Origin of the sequence: Pseudomonas sp. 9.1(2019), from assembly GCF_009910445.1 — a bacterium.
GTDB classification, from domain to species: Bacteria; Pseudomonadota; Gammaproteobacteria; order Pseudomonadales; family Pseudomonadaceae; genus Aquipseudomonas; species Aquipseudomonas paraversuta.
In genome coordinates this window covers 70,891-88,959 of record NZ_VBWF01000010.1, presented here as the reverse complement: position 1 = coordinate 88,959, position 18,069 = coordinate 70,891, and the positions used below count along the sequence as shown (strand labels likewise).

Here is an 18,069-nt window from a genome sequence, read left to right as displayed (position 1 = left end):
GGCTCCCGCGTAGCTGTGCTCTCCTACACATCTTGTATCAGGTGCCCTTCACAGGGTGAAACGGGAAACCGGTGCGTCAGGCGTTAATTGTCCGACCAGTCCGGTGCTGCCCCCGCAACGGTAAGCGAGAGAAACATCACAACCACTGTGCACCCTGCATGGGAAGGAGATGTTTGCAGGCCCACACCACGTGAGCCCCTCGCAAGCCCGGAGACCGGCCTGGTCATTACCAATAACAAACCCGCGGTGGGCGGGCGCTGTTAAACCCTGCGAGCTTCGTTCGCGGGGTTTTCTTGCGCTCTTGTGCCCGCTGTCTGACCAGAGGGAAGCGCCATGTCCATCAGCACCAGCCGTACTCACTCCGCTGCCACCAGCGCCACACGAAGCCAACGTATCGTTGCTGCCGTCGGCGCTGCGGTGCTGGGGGCTTTGCTCGTCTACTTCGCCGGTTTCTCGCATATTGCAGCCGTACACAATGCAGCCCATGACACCCGTCATAGCTCAGCCTTTCCGTGCCATTGAGGTTGCCTGCCATGATTAAGCGTATAGCTCAGACCGCAGGCTTCACCGGCTTGCTGGGCGCTTTGCTGCTCACCCTGCTGCAAAGCTTTTGGGTCGCCCCGCTGATTCTGCAGGCGGAAACCTACGAAAAACCCGCCGCCAGTGAAGTGCACGAGCACGACGCAGGCAGCATGGCCGGCCATAGCCACGACGACGAAGCCTGGGAGCCTGAAGACGGTTGGCAGCGGGTGCTGTCGACCACCGGCGGTAATCTTGTGGTGGCGGTCGGTTTTGCCCTGATGCTGGCGGGCCTGTATACCCTGCGCGCACCGACCCGCACCTCCCAGGGCCTGCTGTGGGGGCTGGCCGGCTATGCGGTGTTCTGCCTGGCGCCAACCCTTGGCCTGCCGCCCGAGTTGCCGGGCACTGCCGCCGCCGATTTGCTGCAACGCCAGCTCTGGTGGGTCACCACTGCCGCATCCACTGCAGTGGCCATCGCGCTGTTAGTGTTTGGCAAGCACTGGGCCCTGAAAGTGCTGGGGGTTGCGATTGTGCTGGTACCGCATATTTTTGGTGCGCCCCAGCCCCTGGTGCATTCCAGCCTGGCTCCGCAAGAGCTGGAAGCGCAGTTCAAGATCGCTTCGCAACTGACCAACTTCGCCTTCTGGCTGGCATTGGGCGTGATCAGCGCCTGGTTGTTCCGCCGCAAGCCTGAAGCTCAGTACTCGGCATGATTGCTGCCGGCACCGCGCCAATCCTGGTGATTGGCCTGGGCTGCCGTCAGGGTTGCAGTGTCGATGACCTGCTGGCCCTGATTGAACAATCCCTGAGCCAGGCGGGAATCGCTCTGCAGGCGGTTCACGCCCTGGCCAGTATTGATCTCAAGCGTGATGAGGCGGGACTCATCCGGTTGGCGGCGCAGTTGAATCTTGCGTATGAGGTTCTAAGCGCGCAGCAACTGGCCCCGTTTGCGCCGCAATTGAGTCAGCGGTCAGCCCGGGCGTTTGCCCTTACCGGCTGCTTTGGCGTGGCCGAAAGTGCTGCACTGGCCCTGGCCGAACAGCTGGGTGGCGCGCCGGCCAGACTGCTGATTACCCGCCAGAACTCGTCTGTGGCCACCTTTGCATTGGCCTGTGCCGGGTAAAACCCGCGATAATCCCCTGCTTCACTATGAGCGTTGTTCACGAACAGCTCTATCCAGCCCCTTTCAAGAGACTGCCATGACTGTTTATTTCATCGGTGCCGGGCCCGGCGATCCAGAGTTGATTACCGTCAAGGGCCAGCGCTTGATCCGCAGCTGCCCGGTGATTATTTACGCCGGTTCACTGGTGCCGGAGGCAGTCCTTGAAGGCCATCAGGCTGAGCAAGTGATCAACAGTGCAGAGCTGCACCTTGAGCAAATTATCAGCCTGATCAAGACCGCCGATGCCAAAGGCCAGGATGTGGCCCGCGTGCACTCGGGTGATCCGAGCCTGTATGGCGCCATTGGCGAGCAAATCCGCTGTTTGCGCGAGCTGGGCATTGCATTTGAAATCATTCCGGGGGTGACCGCCACAGCCGCCTGCGCTGCCATTTTAGGCGCAGAACTGACCCTGCCGGACATCTCGCAAACCGTGATCCTGACCCGTTACGCGGACAAGACCCGGATGCCTGCAGGCGAAGAGCTGGAGAGCCTGGCGCAACACAAGGCGACCATGGCGATTCATCTGGGGGTCAAGAACCTTGAGCGAATCATCGAGGAGCTACGCCCCCATTACGGCAGTGACTGCCCTGTTGCAGTCATTCACCGGGCCAGCTGGCCGGACCAGGACTGGGTGCAAGGCACCCTGGATGACATTCTGGACAAGGTCCGGGCCAAGGGCTTCAAGCGTACGGCACTGATTCTGGTGGGCCGGGTACTGGCCAGTGACAGTTTTTCCGATTCATCGCTGTACCGTGCCGGGCATGCGCATCTGTATCGTCCATAAGTATCTGGCTGCCACAGATTCCGGACATAAAAAAACGGTGCTCACGGGGCACCGTTTTTTCATCAGCTACGCAGCGTACACCCTGTTACCGATGACTCAGTAGTAGGCGTTTTCTTTCTGCGAGTGGTCGGTCACATCACGTACGCCTTTGAGCTCGGGCACTCGCTCCAGCAGCGTGCGCTCGATGCCTTCACGCAGGGTGACGTCAGCCTGGCCGCAGCCCTGGCAACCGCCACCGAACTTGAGGACCGCAATACCGTCTTCAACCACTTCAATCAGGCTGACCTGACCGCCGTGGCTGGCCAGACCGGGATTGATCTCGGTCTGCAGGTAGTAGTTGATACGCTCGTTGATCGGGCTATCGGCGTTAACTGTTGGCACCTTGGCGTTTGGCGCCTTGATGGTCAGCTGGCCGCCCATGCGATCGGTGGCGTAGTCCACCACGGCATCGTCAAGAAACGGTTCGCTGACCGAGTCAATCCAGGCCGTGAAGGTTTTCAGGCCCAGTGCGGTATCTTCGGGTTTCACTTCATTGGGCTTGCAGTAGGCAATGCAGGTTTCAGCGTACTGGGTGCCGGGCTGGGTGATGAAGACGCGGATGCCGATACCCGGGGTGTTCTGCTTGGATAGCAGATCAGCCAGGTAATCGTGGGCGGCGTCGGTAATCGTTATGGCGCTCATGGAATCTCCTCGCAGACATGTGGGGCAGTTTACGCCAATCGGCGCGCCTGACAAAGTCCTAGTATTTTTGTCAGGAAAGCAGCCCCGTCCAGTTCAAAATAATCGGTACGACTACAGGTTCTCGTAACGGTTCATATCCAGCACGCCCGCCTCTACCGGGTCGGTTTCATTGATGTACTGGCCAATATCGTGGAAGTAATGCCAGAACTGCGGATTGCTGCGACGTATCCCCCAGCGCTCGACAATGGTGTCGAAGGTCGACTGATCCTTGCATTGCTCCATCGCCTTGACAAAGGCTGGCACCTCATCCGCCGGGATGTTGAACATAAAGTTCGGATAGCTGCTGAGTACCCCGGGGTAAATGGTCAGGGTGTCCAGGCCCGGTTGCAGCCGGTATTCCTCACCGAGCATGAACGCCACGTTGGTGTGCGCGCGGTTGCGCAGCATGCTGTACATTTCGCGCTTGCCGTCGGCGCCCTCGATACGCAGCATGGTGGCTTCGGGCAACTGGTTGATCACCGCCAGCCCCGCTGCAGGACGTGAGGTCAAACTGCTCAGGGATTGCTCTGCGTACTGGAACTCCCGGGCGATGCCGGGCCGTGAGCAGTACGCCCCGGTGCAGCGGTTGATCGGGTCTGGCCGCGCATTGAGGGTGCCTGTGCGCTCGATCAATTTGAGCGCGAAATCGCGCTTGGGGTCGACCGGGTCCAGCTTGATGCCCGTCGGGGTGTCGGCATCGATTTTTTGATAGTCGAGCCACATCTTCAGCTTGCCGCTGTTCTGGTACCAGTCACTCAAGATGCCCGCCCGGGAATCGGCCGGCATCAGACGCAGGAAGTTGACCTCGGCACCATTGCGGATGAGGTCGAAGTACAAACGCGTCTGCGCCTGATGGGAGACATTGCCGAACACATCGAAGTTGACTGCCAGCTGGTAGTAGGTGCGCTCCAGCAACGGGTAGTCGAACAACCACAGGGTTTGCGGCACGTCACCGATCAGGCCCTTGCTCACGCTGGCGCTGTCAAAGTGCCGAAAAATGGTCAGCAACGCGTTGTCGTTGCCCGCCCACAGGGTCGACCAGCTGGGCGGCGTCATTTCGGCATAGGCTTGTTGGCGCAACTTCTCATAGTCGTTGCGCTTGTCGCGATAGTTGTGCCACAGCGAAATCACACTGCCCACATCATCGATTTGCCCCGGCATCGCCAGCAACGGCGTGGCCTTGCCCCGATAAGCGGCATCGGTGACATAGCGATCGTGGGCAGGCTCCTGGAACACGGTCCAGAAGTTGTCGCGAATCACGTCCGTGGCAATTTGCCCACGGCACACCGGGCCGCGGATAAAGGTGCGCACGAAATATTCCGAGTTATCGAGCATGAACTGGTAACGCGCAACTGCCGGTATGGCCTCGAAGGTTTCAAACGGATTGGCCCGGCCGCGCGGCCCGTAACCCGGCAATGATGTGGCGTGCCAGTCACCGCTGTAGAACAGCTGTTTGACCCGTGCCAGCTTGTGCGCGCCCATCGGGTAGGTGATGTGGGTCTTGTGCACGATCACGCCCTGGACCGGCATCAAGCGATAGAAAAACTCGGTGCCCGGATCGTCATTCGGCCGGCGTGTGGCAATCAGGTCAACCGGCACGCCGCTGGGCGTACGCGAGCGCACCCATTGAAAGTAATGCCCCGGCACACCGTTATCGAAATAGGCGTGGGCCAAAAACAAATGCTCATACAACCAGCGCGCGACCAGGGCTTCGGTTGAACCCGGGCGATTGAGCAACTCTTCCCATTCGGCGATCTGTTGCGCTTCCTCGACGCTCGGCCGGATTGCGTTTTGATCCACCGGCGCGCCCTGGGCCAGCCAGGTTTGCACGGTTTGATATTGCTGATCGGTAAGCCCGGTCACGGCCAACGGCATCCCTTCCTTGGGGTGCTTTTGCGCATAGGCATTGAACTCCCCCGGGGCCGGGCAGGCGTTTTGACGGTTCAGGCCCAGCACAATCTCTTCAGGCAACTTGGCATTGGGGGTCAGCGGTGCGCTGTGGCCCAGTTCCAGCATCCGCGCCATTAATGCTGCTTGCGCGCCCTGGGCATCGAGAACCGAGTAAAAGCCCTTGTTGCGCCATTCAATAGGGCCACTGGCATCGTAGAAGATCCGGGTCGGGGCTACGGCGGTGGTTCTGTCGCCCTGGTACACCGGGACTTTGCTTGCTCCGCGGGTCGAGCCTTCGGCGCTGCCAAGGTTCAGCTGGCAGGCGGCATCGTTGCAGGCGTGACAGGCAACGCATTTCTCAGTGAGGATCGGCTGTATGTCCCGGGTATAGGAAATAGCCGGACTTACCAGCGGGGTTTGTCCCAGCGCTGTACTGCAGACCACCAGCGTCACGGCGCCGGCGAGTAGGCGAAAAAACATGTGCCATTGTCCTGATATCAATAGATGTCGCAATTCTACCCATGGAACACCCGCACCAACATGAATCAAATTCATGTAAATTAGCGAACGCTCAAATCCCACGCAGGTTTGTTATGATTTCGCATCTTTTGCATGGCTCTTACAGGTAGTCCTATGTCTGACCGCAGCGCTCGTCTCCAAGCACTTCAGCAAGCCCTCAAAGAGCGCATTCTGATTCTCGATGGCGGCATGGGCACTATGATCCAAAGCTACCGCCTAGAGGAACACGACTATCGTGGCACACGCTTCGCCGACTGGCCGAGTGATGTCAAAGGCAACAACGACCTTTTGATCCTCAGCCGCCCCGATGTGATCGGGGCCATTGAGAAGGCGTATCTGGATGCCGGTGCCGATATTCTCGAAACCAACACCTTCAACGCCACCCAGGTATCCCAGGCCGACTACGGCATGCAGGCCCTGGCCTACGAGCTGAACGTAGAAGGCGCACGCCTGGCGCGCAAAGTGGCCGACGCCAAAACCCTGGAAACCCCGGACAAACCACGTTTTGTCGCGGGCGTGCTCGGCCCTACCAGCCGTACCTGCTCCCTGTCGCCAGACGTGAACAACCCCGGCTATCGCAACGTGACCTTCGATGAACTGGTGGAAAACTACACCGAGGCCACCAAAGGCCTGATCGAAGGCGGTGCCGACCTGATCCTGATCGAGACCATTTTCGACACCCTCAACGCCAAAGCCGCGATCTTTGCCGTACAGGGCGTGTTTGAAGAGCTGGGTGTCGAACTGCCGATCATGATTTCCGGCACCATCACCGATGCTTCCGGGCGTACCCTGTCCGGCCAGACCACCGAGGCATTCTGGAACTCCATCAGCCATGCCAAGCCGATTTCGGTCGGTTTGAACTGCGCCCTGGGTGCCCGCGAGTTGCGCCCGTATCTCGAAGAGCTGTCGAACAAGGCCGACACCTATGTTTCCGCTCACCCCAACGCAGGCCTGCCCAACGAGTTCGGTGAATACGACGAACTGCCGGCCGAAACCGCCAAGGTCATTGAAGAGTTTGCCCAGAGCGGCTTCCTGAACATTGTCGGTGGCTGCTGCGGCACCACCCCGGGCCATATCGAAGCCATCGCCAAAGCCGTGGCCGGTTACGCCCCGCGCCAGATTCCGGACATTCCCAAAGCCTGCCGCCTCTCGGGTCTTGAGCCCTTCACCATCGATCGCAGCTCGCTGTTCGTCAACGTCGGCGAACGTACCAACATCACCGGCTCTGCGCGCTTCGCCCGACTGATCCGTGAAGACAATTACACCGAAGCCCTGGAAGTGGCGCTGCAGCAGGTTGAAGCCGGTGCGCAAATCATCGACATCAACATGGACGAGGGGATGCTGGACTCGAAGAAGGCGATGGTGACCTTCCTCAACCTGATTGCCGGTGAACCGGACATCTCCCGGGTGCCGATCATGATCGACTCCTCCAAGTGGGAAGTCATCGAAGCGGGCCTCAAGTGCATTCAGGGCAAGGGCATCGTCAACTCCATCAGCATGAAAGAAGGCGTGGAGCAGTTCATCCATCACGCCAAACTGTGCAAACGCTACGGCGCCGCCGTGGTGGTGATGGCGTTTGACGAAGCCGGCCAGGCCGACACCGAAGCGCGCAAAAAAGAAATCTGCAAACGCTCCTACGACATCCTGGTCAATGAAGTCGGCTTCCCGCCACAAGACATCATTTTCGACCCGAACATCTTTGCCGTGGCCACCGGTATCGAAGAACACAACAACTACGCTGTGGACTTTATCAACGCCTGTGCCTACATCCGCGACGAGCTGCCGTATGCACTGACTTCCGGCGGTGTGTCCAACGTGTCCTTCTCGTTCCGCGGCAACAACCCGGTGCGTGAAGCCATCCACTCGGTGTTTTTGCTGTATGCGATCCGCAACGGCCTGACCATGGGTATCGTCAACGCCGGACAGCTGGAGATCTACGACCAGATCCCGGCTGAATTGCGCGACGCCGTGGAAGACGTGGTGCTCAACCGCACCCCGGACGGCACCGACAACCTGCTGGCCATTGCCGACAAGTACAAGGGCGACGGCAGCGTCAAAGAGGCCGAAACCGAAGAGTGGCGTGGCTGGGAAGTCAACAAGCGTCTTGAGCACGCGCTGGTCAAGGGCATCACCACCCATATCGTCGAAGACACCGAGGAATCGCGCCAGTCGTTCAAGCGTCCGATCGAAGTCATCGAAGGGCCGCTGATGTCCGGCATGAATATCGTTGGTGATCTGTTTGGCGCCGGCAAAATGTTCCTGCCCCAGGTGGTGAAATCCGCCCGCGTGATGAAACAGGCGGTGGCGCACCTGATTCCCTTTATTGAACTGGAAAAGGGCGACAAACCGGAAGCCAAGGGCAAGATCCTGATGGCCACGGTTAAAGGCGACGTGCACGACATCGGCAAGAATATCGTCGGCGTGGTCCTGGGCTGTAATGGCTACGACATCGTTGACCTCGGGGTGATGGTGCCGGCAGAGAAAATCCTGCAGGTAGCCAAGGAGCAGAAATGCGACATCATCGGCCTGTCGGGCCTGATTACACCGTCGCTGGATGAAATGGTCCACGTGGCCCGTGAGATGCAGCGCCAGGACTTCCATCTGCCGCTGATGATTGGCGGCGCGACCACCTCCAAGGCTCACACGGCGGTCAAGATCGAGCCCAAGTATCAGAATGATGCGGTGATTTACGTCACCGACGCCTCCCGCGCCGTAGGTGTCGCGACACAGTTGCTGTCCAAGGAACTGAAGCCCGGTTTCGTTGAGAAAACCCGCCTCGAATACATTGAAGTGCGTGAACGCACCGCGAACCGCAGCGCCCGTACCGAGCGCCTGAGCTACCCCGCTGCAATTGCCAAGAAGCCACAGTTCGACTGGAGCGACTACCAGCCGGTCAAGCCGACGTTTACCGGGGCCAAGGTGCTGGACAACATCGACCTCAAAGTGCTGGCCGAATACATCGACTGGACGCCGTTCTTTATTTCCTGGGATCTGGCAGGCAAGTTCCCGCGCATCCTGACCGATGAAGTGGTCGGCGAAGCGGCCACCGCGCTGTATGCCGACGCTCAGGAAATGCTGGCCAAGCTGATCGATGAAAAGCTGATCAGCGCCCGTGCGGTGTTTGGTTTCTGGCCGGCCAACCAGGTCAACGATGATGATCTGGAGCTCTACGGCGACGATGGCCAGCCATTGGCAAAACTGCATCACCTGCGCCAGCAAATCATCAAGACCGACGGCAAGCCGAACTTCTCGCTGGCCGACTTTGTCGCGCCCAAAGACAGCGGCGTCACCGATTACGTGGGGGGCTTCATCACCACCGCCGGTATTGGTGCCGAAGAAGTGGCCAAGGCCTATCAGGATGCGGGCGACGATTACAACTCGATCATGGTCAAGGCCCTGGCTGACCGTCTGGCCGAAGCCTGCGCCGAATGGCTGCACCAGCAGGTACGGACCAAATACTGGGGGTATGCCAAGGACGAACAACTGGCCAATGACGAACTGATCAAGGAGCAGTACAGCGGTATCCGCCCTGCCCCGGGCTATCCGGCCTGCCCTGATCACACAGAAAAAGGCACCCTGTTTGCCCTGCTGGACCCTGAAGCACAAGAGATGCGCGCAGGCCAGAGCGGTGTATTCCTGACCGAGCACTACGCCATGTTCCCGGCGGCGGCGGTCAGCGGCTGGTACTTTGCTCACCCGCAGGCGCAGTACTTTGCCGTGGGCAAGGTCGACAAGGACCAGATTGAAAGCTACACGGCGCGTAAAGGTCAGGACCTGAGCGTGACGGAGCGCTGGCTGGCGCCGAACCTGGGCTACGACAACTAAACAACCTCTGCCTCTACAGGAGCGAGCCGTTAAAGCTCGCTCCTGCAGTCAAGTGGTATGCATCCCTTGAACTATGCTGTGTTCACAGCAACTCAATAGTGGGGGATATATGGACGATCCAGCCAACAACAAGCCGCCTACCTTATGGCAAGTGTTGCACAGCGTATTGGCTGCAGCCTTTGGCGTGCAAAGCGCAAAAAACCGCTCTCGCGATTTCACCCACGGCAAACCCGCTCAGTTTCTGATCCTGGGCCTGTTGTTTACCCTGTGTTTTGCGCTCACCCTGTTCGGCATCGTCAATCTGGTGCTGTATCTGGCCGGGGTTTGATTACTGGTGACTCACCCAGAAGACGGCCGTTGAGACCACCAGGATGACAAGAAAGAAAATGGCCCATGCATCGACCTTGCTGTCGCTTTTACGCACTTTGACTGGAGTACTCATCGCATCGCCTTTTTTCGGTTTTATGGGTGAATGCTTGAAGACTTGGGCTCAGTTAAGTTCAGTAATGCCCTTCCCACAAGTAAGGCATTGAGAATCAGACTCTTATAGTCGTTTTGGTTCTTTGCATATGCTTAAACATCACTTTTGCGCATAACTACAAGCTGGTATCGTGCCTTGCTCCTTGGGGAGTGCGCGGCCGTGCGCGCAGATAAGCTGTTAGCAGCCTGAGAACAGGACCTATATGTACGTATATGACGAGTACGATCAGCGGATCATCGAGGACCGCGTCAAGCAGTTCCGGGATCAGACCCGACGCTATCTGGCAGGTGAGCTGAGCGAAGAAGAGTTCCGCCCCCTGCGCCTGCAAAATGGCCTTTATGTCCAGCGTTTTGCCCCGATGTTGCGGGTCGCCGTGCCCTATGGCCAGCTGACTTCGCGTCAAGCCCGAATGATGGCCAAGATTGCCCGCGACTATGACAAGGGCTATGCCCACATCAGTACCCGCCAGAACGTGCAATTCAACTGGCCGGCGCTGGAAGACGTGCCGGACATTCTGCAAGAACTGGCGACAGTGCAAATGCACGCCATTCAAACCAGCGGCAACTGCCTGCGCAACGTCACCACCGACCAGTTTGCCGGTGTGGCTGCCGATGAACTGATCGATTCGCGCCCTTGGTGCGAGATCGTTCGTCAATGGACCACGTTCCACCCGGAATTCGCTTACCTGCCGCGCAAATTCAAAATCGCCATCAATGGTTCGGCCTCTGACCGTGCCGCCATTGAAGTCCACGATATCGGCCTCGAGCCGGTGTTCAACGACGCCGGTGAACTGGGCTTCCGCGTGCTGGTGGGCGGCGGTCTGGGCCGTACTCCGGTGATCGGCGCCTTCATCAATGAATTCCTGCCGTGGCAAGACTTGCTGAGCTACCTCGAAGCCATCCTGCGGGTTTACAACCGCTACGGCCGTCGTGACAACAAGTACAAGGCCCGGATCAAGATCCTGGTCAAAGCCCTGACCCCGGAAGTGTTCGCCGAACGCGTTGAAGCCGAGATGGTTCACCTGCGCGGTGGTTCCAATACCCTGACCGAGGCTGAAGTCCAGCGCATCGCCAGGCACTTCGTCGACCCTGACTACAAAGTACTGCCCGACTTCAGCGCCGAACTGGCTGAACTCGACCAGCAGCACCCGGGTTTCGCCCGCTGGCGTACCCGCAACACCCTGGCCCACAAGAAGCCGGGCTATGTCGCCGTTACCCTGTCGCTCAAGCCTACAGGCGTAGCGCCGGGCGACGTGACGGACAAGCAGTGGGATGGCATCGCCGACATGGCTGATCGCTACAGCTTCGGTCAACTGCGTACTTCCCACGAACAGAACATCATCCTGGCCGACGTCGAAGAAAACCAGTTGTTCGCCATGTGGGGCGAGCTGCGTGAACAAGGCTTCGCCACCCCTAACATTGGCTTGCTGACCGACATGATCTGCTGCCCGGGCGGCGACTTCTGCTCCCTGGCCAACGCCAAGTCGATCCCGATTGCCGAATCGATCCAGCGTCGCTTTGACAACCTGGATTACCTGTTCGACATCGGCGAGCTTGACCTCAACATCTCCGGTTGCATGAACGCCTGTGGTCACCACCACGTCGGTCACATCGGGATTCTGGGCGTCGACAAAAAAGGCGCCGAGTTCTACCAGGTATCCCTGGGTGGCAGCGCCAGCCGCGATGCCAGCCTGGGCAAGATTCTCGGCCCCTCGTTCGCCCAGGACGCCATGCCGGACGTGATCGAAAAGCTGATCGATGTGTACGTTGAAAGACGTACCGAAGATGAGCGCTTCATCGACACCTACCAACGTATCGGCATCGACCCTTTCAAGGAGCGCGTCTATGCAGCGAATAATTAAAAACAACGAAGTGATCGACGAAACCTGGCACTTGCTGCCAAAGGACGTCAGCTTTGATGACATCTCCAACTGCGACGACCTGATCGTGCCGCTGGCGCTGTGGCGCGAACATGGCCCGGCACTCAAGGCCCGTGATGGCGGCCTGGGTGTGTGGCTGGACAGCGATGAGGAAGCCGAGGAACTGGGCGATGACGCGGCGAATTTCCAGGTCATTGCCCTGAACTTCCCCGCTTTCACCGATGGTCGCAGCTATTCCAACGCCCGCTTGCTGCGTGACCGTTATGGTTACAAAGGCGAATTGCGCGCGATTGGCGATGTTCTGCGCGACCAGCTGTTTTACCTGCACCGCTGTGGCTTCGATGCATTTGCCATCCGTGCCGACAAAGACCCCTATGAAGCACTGCAGGGCCTGAAAGATTTTTCAGTCACCTATCAGTCTTCTACAGATGAACCGATGCCGCTGTTCCGACGTCGTTAATCATCTGAGGAACCCGTGTCACATGGCATGCCTGTGACACGGGCCACTCCTGAGCCCTTGCGTGGCTCAAAGAGTGCCCAAAGACAGCAGCTTTACCAGAAACGCTGCTGCGTCAAACGGCTCCACAGAGAGTCAACCACCCGCTCTGCCGAACTGCTGGCCGCCAGGCCAACGCGCTCCTGCAAGCTTTTACGCTGTGCATAGTGCAAGTGGTAAAGATGAGCGTCCCTGGCACGCTCCGACAAATACTCGTCGCTGGTTTTAAGTTCATCCACCAGCAGCTTGTCGACTGCAGCAACCCCCAGCCAGACTTCACCGGTGGCCACTTCATCGATCGCCAGCTGCGGGCGGTACTTGGCGACAAAGTTCTTGAACAGCTGATGGGTGATGTCCAGATCCTGCTGGAACTTCTCCCGGCCCTTTTCAGTGTTTTCGCCAAACACGGTCAGAGTGCGTTTGTACTCGCCGGCGGTCAGCACTTCGTAATCGATGTCGTGCTTTTTCAGCAGGCGATTGACGTTGGGCAACTGCGCCACAACCCCGATCGAACCCAAAATCGCAAAGGGCGCGCTGATAATTTTCTGACCGATACACGCCATCATATAGCCGCCGCTTGCCGCGACCTTGTCGATACAGATGGTCAGCGGAATCCCCGCCTGACGAATACGCGCCAGTTGCGACGACGCCAGGCCGTAGCTGTGAACCATGCCGCCACCACTTTCCAGACGCAGTACCACCTCATCGGCAGGGGTAGCCAGGGCCAGCAGAGCAGTGATTTCGTGACGCAGGCTTTCAGTGGCCGATGCCTTGATATCGCCGTCGAAATCCAGCACGAACACCCGAGGTTTTTCTTCAGGCTGCTTTTTCAACTTCTTGTCGATTTTGGCCTGCTGTTTACGCAGCGACTTGAGCTGATCCTTGGGCAACAACGACTGCTCCAGCGTGTCCCGCAGTCCTTTATAAAACTCGTTCATCTTGTTGACCTGCAACTGCCCTGCAGAGCGGCGGCGACCTTTGCCGCGCAATGCCGCAATCACCACCAGCACTACCACAATGGCAATCACCAGGGTCACGGTCTTGGCCAGAAAACTGGCGTAATCGGCAAAAAATTCCACAGACTCTCCTTAATTAGCATGCGACCCTCGGGTCAGGGCCGCGTAATGCCCCCAGCATACCGGCGTGACCCTCGCCCTGCCAGCCGCGATACAGCCTTGTCGGCAGGCCCATACAGGCGATTCAAACGAGCGTATGTTTTTTCATTGACAGGTTCCTGCCTTCCTCCTAACCTCGCCAGACTTTCAACCGAGCGGGATGACGCGAAAGTGGGCAGCATCTACTTGATAAGACATGGCCAGGCCTCGTTTGGCGCCGACGACTACGACATGCTGTCGTCCTTGGGTGTGCGCCAGGCAGAGATCGTGGGCCAGCATCTGGTTGATCTGGATCTGCGCTTTGATCGCTGCATCTCCGGCGACCTGCTGCGCCAGCAAGACACCGCTCGCCATGCACTGGCACAGTTCACGGCTGCCGGGTTGCCCGTTCCCGCCCATGACATTGACTCTGCCTTCAACGAATTTGATGCTTTCGCCGTGCTCGGTGCCCTGCTTCCTGGCCTGTTGCCAGACGAACCTGACGCCATAACAGCCATGAACAATGCCGCCCACAACCCGGCAGAGTTCCAGCGTATCTTTGAACTGATCATCGCGCGCTGGCTCAGCGGTACCTACGACACTCCCGGGCTGGAAACCTGGCTGGGCTTCGTTGAACGGGTTCAGGCAGGCCTGAACCGGATTCTCGACCTGGCCCGCAACGACCAGACCATCGCCGTGTTCACCTCCGGCGGCACCATCACTGCCTTGCTGCACATACTGACCCAGATTCCGGCCAGCGACGCCTTCAAGCTGACCTGGCAAATTGCTAACACCTCGCTCAGCCAGCTCAAGTTCCATGGCCGCGAGGTCATTCTGGCTTCCTTCAACAGCCAGGTGCATCTGCAACTGTTGAAGACGCCGTCACTCATCACCTATCGTTGAGCGTCGGCAACCGCGACCTGAGGGTCGCAGTAACCCAACCTAAAAGGATCGAACCATGACTTCTGTAGCTGATGCCGTTCAAGCAATGAAAGCCAAATTCAACCCAGCCGCTGCTGCCGGTCTGGACCTGGTATTCGGTTTTCGCATTGATGACACCAAAAACTTCTCGCTGATCATTAAAGACAGCACTTGCGAACTCCAGGAAGGCGAGAACCCGGATGCACAGGTAACGCTGGTCATGGACGGCGAAACCCTGGAAGGCATCGTCAGCGGCGAAACCGATGGCATGCAGGCGTTCATGGGCGGCAAACTGCGCGCTGAAGGCGACATGATGCTGGCCATGAAGCTGAGCGAACTGTTCCCTTCGTAAGCCACACGCAACACCGAAAAACCGAAGACCACGCGCTTCGGTTTTTTTTCGCCTGTGCTTCACTCAACGCTTATCCATCACGCTGATCGCTCACTAACACCCGCACCTATTAAGGCCATCCCCGCCTTGTCCCGGGCCCGGGCGCCCATTAGATTAGCGAATGTTGCCCAGCCACAAATATAAGCAGAAGAGATAAACATGGCGCTTACCGACTCGTCGACCCGCATCCGCGCGGGTGAAGAACTCGACATCAGCCGCATCGATCCTTACCTCAAGGCTCATGTCCCCGGGCTTGCGGGGCACCCTGTGGTCAGCCAGTTCCCGGGCGGCGCGTCCAACCTCACCTATTTGATTGAATACCCCGACCGGGAGCTGGTACTGCGCCGCCCGCCCTTTGGCCACAAAGCCAAATCAGCCCACGACATGGGCCGCGAGTTCCGCATTCTCAATCAGCTCAAGGACGCCTTTGCTTACTGCCCCAAAGCCTATGCCCACTGCACCGACCAAAGCCTGATCGGCTCGGAGTTCTACGTGATGGAGCGGGTCAAGGGCATCATCCTGCGCTCGGACATACCCGATGAACTGGGGCTGACTGCCGCCACCACACAAACCCTGTGCCACAGCTTTATCGACAAGCTGGTGCAATTGCATCAGGTCGACTACAACGCCTGCGGGCTGGGCGACCTGGGCAAGCCCCAAGGCTATGTGCAACGCCAGATCAGCGGCTGGAGTGAACGTTACGAAAAGGCCCTGACCCCGGATGCCCCGCGCTGGGAAGCAGTAAAACTGTGGCTGCAGAACAAAATGCCGGCTGACCACCCGACCCCGGCCATCGTGCATAACGACTACCGCTTCGACAATGTGATCCTCGCCCCCTCCAACCCGATGCAAATCATCGGCGTCCTGGACTGGGAACTGACCACCCTAGGTGACCCCCTGATGGATCTGGGCAACACCCTGGCCTACTGGATTGAAGCCAACGACCCGGCACCGGTACAACTGATGCGGCGCCAGCCCAGCAACGCCCCGGGCATGTTGACCCGCCGCCAATTCGTCGATTACTACGCCGAGCGTTCGGGCATTCAGATAGACAATTACGATTTTTACTACGCCTACGGACTGTTCCGTCTGGCGGGTATTGTCCAGCAGATCTATTACCGCTATTACCACGGCCAGACGCAGGACAAGCGCTTCGCATCCTTTGTGCAGATGAATGCGCTGCTCGAGCAGATGAGCCTCAAGCTCATTCGCACATCCAGCCTCTAAACCCGCGACAACCAGGGAATCAACATGTCCAGGACTCAACTGTTCAACCTTGATGGAAAAATTGCCTTTGTTTCCGGTGCCAGTCGCGGCATTGGTGAAGCCATCGCCAGGCTGCTGGCCCAACAGGGCGCCCATGTAATTGTGTCCAGCCGCAGGCTTGAAGGCTGCCAGCCGGTGGTTGACGGGATCATCGCCGAAGGCGGCAAGGCCACTGCCATCGCCTGTCATATCGGCGAAATGGAGCAGATCACCCGGACTTTTGCCCGCATTCGCGAAGAATTTGGCCACATCGATATCCTGGTCAACAACGCGGCGACCAACCCGCAGTTCTGCAACGTCCTGGACACGGACCTGAGTGCGTTCCAGAAAACCGTGGACGTGAACATTCGCGGTTACTTCTTCATGTCGGTAGAAGCCGGCAAACTGATGCGCGACCACGGCGGCGGCAGCATCATCAACGTGGCTTCGATCAACGGCGTATCGCCCGGCGTGTTCCAGGGGGTCTACTCGATGACCAAGGCCGCGGTGATCAACATGACCAAGGTATTTGCCAAGGAGTGTGCCGAGTACGGGATACGCTGCAACGCCCTGCTCCCGGGCCTGACCGACACCAAATTTGCATCGGCGCTGGTCAGCAACGACGCCATCCTCAAGACCGCACTGCAACAGATCCCGTTGAAACGCGTGGCCCGGCCCGAAGAAATGGCCGGTGCAGTGCTGTATTTGGCCAGCGACGCCTCGACCTACACCACTGGCGTTTCGTTAAACGTCGACGGCGGATACCTCTCATAACCCGCCCAAGCCCCCCCTGTAGGAGCGAGCTTGTCTCGCGAGCTGTTGGCGGTTTTAAAAGCTCGCGAGACAAGCTCGCTCCTACAGAACCTGGCTCACATGCCAATAAGTTAATTCCAATAGTTGATATTTCGGAATATTTATTCCATTAATAGCCCTCCCTGAAAATAACAATTCAAAGGATCCAGGCTATGCGTGCACTTGGTATTGGTTTGATCGGCACCGGATTCATGGGCCGGGCCCATGCGCTGGCGTTTCGTAATGTCAGTTCTGCGTTTGAACTGCCGGTGCACTTGCACCTTGCAGCACTGGCTGATGCCGACGCCGAGCGCGCGCAGCACTGTGCAAACGCCTGGGGCTTTGCCCGCGCCCATGGCGACTGGCAACAGCTGATCAGCGACCCGGCAGTGGATGTGGTCGCTATTACCACCCCCAACCACTTGCACTTCCCCATGGCCATGGCCGCCATCGCAGCGGGTAAAGCGGTGTATTGCGAAAAACCCCTGGCCGTCAGCCTGCAACAGGCCGAGCAAATGCATCTCGCCGCCAGGGTCGCCGGCGTGGTCACGCGGGTGGGTTACAACTATCAACACAACCCGATGCTGGTGTTGGCCAAACAGATGATTGAGCGTGGTGACCTGGGACGCATCATCAGTTTCCAGGGCGAGTTCAGCGAAGACTTCATGGCCGATCCGGCGCTGCCCTGGTCATGGCGCTGCGAACCCGGGCATGCCGGCGGTGCCCTGGCCGATCTGGGCAGCCATCTGCTGGCCATGGCGCGCTATCTGGTGGGGGATGTCCAAGCCGTGTGCGCCGACAGCCAGACCGTTCACCCGCAACGCCCGGCCAGCCGCAACAGCAGCGAGCTGCGCGACATCCTGATCGACGACCAGACCCACGCCCTCGTGCGTTTCAGCAATGGCGCCCGGGGCACCCTGAGCAGCAGCTGGCTCAAGCACGGTTATAAAAACCACCTCAGCTTCGAGATCAGCGGTACCGGCGGCACCCTTAAATTCGATCAGGAGCGGCTGAATGAACTGCACCTGTGCAAAGCCGGCCAGGCCGGCTTCGAACGCCTGCTGGCGGGCCCGGAACTACCCGGCTACGCCGCGTTCAGCCCTGCGGGCGGGCATCAGCTGGGGTACAACGAACTGAAAACCCTGGAGGTACACGGGCTGATCCAGGCCTGCGCCGGCAACCCTGCGCCGGGCCCCGACTTCGAAGAAGCCTGGCAGGTAGAACGTCTGGCTGCGGCCATTCGCGAAGCCGCCGAACAACAGCGCTGGATAACCCTCTGACCCCCCTATACCTGTAGGAGCGAGCTTGCTCGCGAGCTCTTTCAACCGCCAACAGCTCGCGAGACAAG

The 18,069-nt window shown here is 58.8% G+C and carries 16 protein-coding genes and 1 riboswitch; of the genes, 13 read left to right on the top strand and 3 right to left on the bottom strand.

Annotation, left to right across the window (positions count from 1 at the left end; translation table 11 throughout):
• Nucleotides 1–22 precede the first annotated feature (22 nt).
• Nucleotides 23–238: riboswitch (cobalamin riboswitch) on the top strand.
• Nucleotides 239–333: 95 nt separating this feature from the next.
• The 4 genes from FEZ21_RS13980 (at nt 334) to cobM (ending at nt 2,468) form a co-directional block, all read left to right on the top strand.
• Nucleotides 334–522, top strand: a complete 189-nt coding sequence (locus tag FEZ21_RS13980; protein ID WP_003445163.1) for a CbtB domain-containing protein — start codon at nt 334–336, stop codon at nt 520–522.
• A gap of 11 nt (nt 523–533) precedes the next feature.
• On the top strand, nt 534–1,235 hold the full coding sequence (locus tag FEZ21_RS13975) for a CbtA family protein (protein WP_003445160.1): 702 nt from the start codon (nt 534–536) through the stop codon (nt 1,233–1,235).
• On the top strand, nt 1,232–1,645 hold the full coding sequence (locus FEZ21_RS13970) for a cobalamin biosynthesis protein (protein WP_127195610.1): 414 nt from the start codon (nt 1,232–1,234) through the stop codon (nt 1,643–1,645). Before FEZ21_RS13975 ends, FEZ21_RS13970 begins: the two co-directional genes overlap by 4 nt.
• A gap of 76 nt (nt 1,646–1,721) precedes the next feature.
• Nucleotides 1,722–2,468, top strand: a complete 747-nt coding sequence (cobM, locus tag FEZ21_RS13965) for a precorrin-4 C(11)-methyltransferase (RefSeq protein ID WP_003445156.1) — start codon at nt 1,722–1,724, stop codon at nt 2,466–2,468.
• Between the two features lie 96 nt (nt 2,469–2,564).
• Here cobM and nfuA read toward each other — a convergent pair whose 3' ends face one another.
• Together nfuA and FEZ21_RS13955 are read right to left on the bottom strand one after the other, a co-directional pair.
• Entirely contained in the window at nt 2,565–3,149 is a 585-nt protein-coding gene (nfuA, locus tag FEZ21_RS13960; protein ID WP_003445154.1) for a Fe-S biogenesis protein NfuA, read from the bottom strand.
• 111 nt (nt 3,150–3,260) lie between these two features.
• Nucleotides 3,261–5,558, bottom strand: coding sequence for a fatty acid cis/trans isomerase (locus FEZ21_RS13955; protein WP_003445152.1), 2,298 nt, complete (start codon nt 5,556–5,558; stop codon nt 3,261–3,263).
• 153 nt (nt 5,559–5,711) lie between these two features.
• Between FEZ21_RS13955 and metH the strand changes: the two genes are divergently transcribed.
• The 4 genes from metH to FEZ21_RS13935 all read left to right on the top strand — a co-directional run bounded on the left by metH (nt 5,712) and on the right by FEZ21_RS13935 (nt 12,242).
• Nucleotides 5,712–9,422 (top strand): methionine synthase, encoded by a 3,711-nt coding sequence (gene metH, locus FEZ21_RS13950; protein WP_060781776.1) that lies wholly within the window; start codon nt 5,712–5,714, stop codon nt 9,420–9,422.
• A gap of 109 nt (nt 9,423–9,531) precedes the next feature.
• Nucleotides 9,532–9,750 carry a DUF2970 domain-containing protein gene (locus FEZ21_RS13945; protein WP_160627496.1) on the top strand — a complete coding sequence of 73 codons (219 nt, stop codon included), beginning with the start codon at nt 9,532–9,534 and terminating at the stop codon, nt 9,748–9,750.
• Between the two features lie 355 nt (nt 9,751–10,105).
• On the top strand, nt 10,106–11,764 hold the full coding sequence (locus FEZ21_RS13940) for a nitrite/sulfite reductase (RefSeq protein ID WP_003445145.1): 1,659 nt from the start codon (nt 10,106–10,108) through the stop codon (nt 11,762–11,764).
• Nucleotides 11,748–12,242, top strand: a complete 495-nt coding sequence (locus FEZ21_RS13935; RefSeq protein WP_003445144.1) for a DUF934 domain-containing protein — start codon at nt 11,748–11,750, stop codon at nt 12,240–12,242. Before FEZ21_RS13940 ends, FEZ21_RS13935 begins: the two co-directional genes overlap by 17 nt.
• Nucleotides 12,243–12,334: 92 nt before the next feature.
• Here the strand turns inward: FEZ21_RS13935 and sohB are convergent, their stop codons facing one another.
• Entirely contained in the window at nt 12,335–13,357 is a 1,023-nt protein-coding gene (sohB, locus tag FEZ21_RS13930; protein WP_160627494.1) for a protease SohB, read from the bottom strand.
• A gap of 207 nt (nt 13,358–13,564) precedes the next feature.
• On the opposite strand from sohB, the gene FEZ21_RS13925 reads away from it, so the two are divergent.
• From FEZ21_RS13925 to FEZ21_RS13905, 5 genes are all read left to right on the top strand, one after another.
• A complete protein-coding gene (locus FEZ21_RS13925; protein ID WP_160627492.1) occupies nt 13,565–14,275 on the top strand; it encodes a histidine phosphatase family protein in 711 nt (236 codons plus the stop codon).
• Nucleotides 14,276–14,330: 55 nt separating this feature from the next.
• Complete coding sequence (locus tag FEZ21_RS13920) at nt 14,331–14,645, top strand: SCP2 sterol-binding domain-containing protein (protein ID WP_003445138.1); 315 nt, start codon at nt 14,331–14,333, stop codon at nt 14,643–14,645.
• 198 nt (nt 14,646–14,843) lie between these two features.
• The gene (locus FEZ21_RS13915; protein WP_160627490.1) at nt 14,844–15,911 is read left to right on the top strand and encodes a phosphotransferase family protein; all 1,068 of its coding nucleotides are present in this window, start codon (nt 14,844–14,846) and stop codon (nt 15,909–15,911) included.
• A gap of 24 nt (nt 15,912–15,935) precedes the next feature.
• Nucleotides 15,936–16,703 (top strand): SDR family oxidoreductase, encoded by a 768-nt coding sequence (locus FEZ21_RS13910; protein ID WP_010656621.1) that lies wholly within the window; start codon nt 15,936–15,938, stop codon nt 16,701–16,703.
• 191 nt (nt 16,704–16,894) lie between these two features.
• The gene (locus FEZ21_RS13905) at nt 16,895–18,001 is read left to right on the top strand and encodes a Gfo/Idh/MocA family protein (RefSeq protein WP_003445135.1); all 1,107 of its coding nucleotides are present in this window, start codon (nt 16,895–16,897) and stop codon (nt 17,999–18,001) included.
• Nucleotides 18,002–18,069 lie beyond the last annotated feature (68 nt).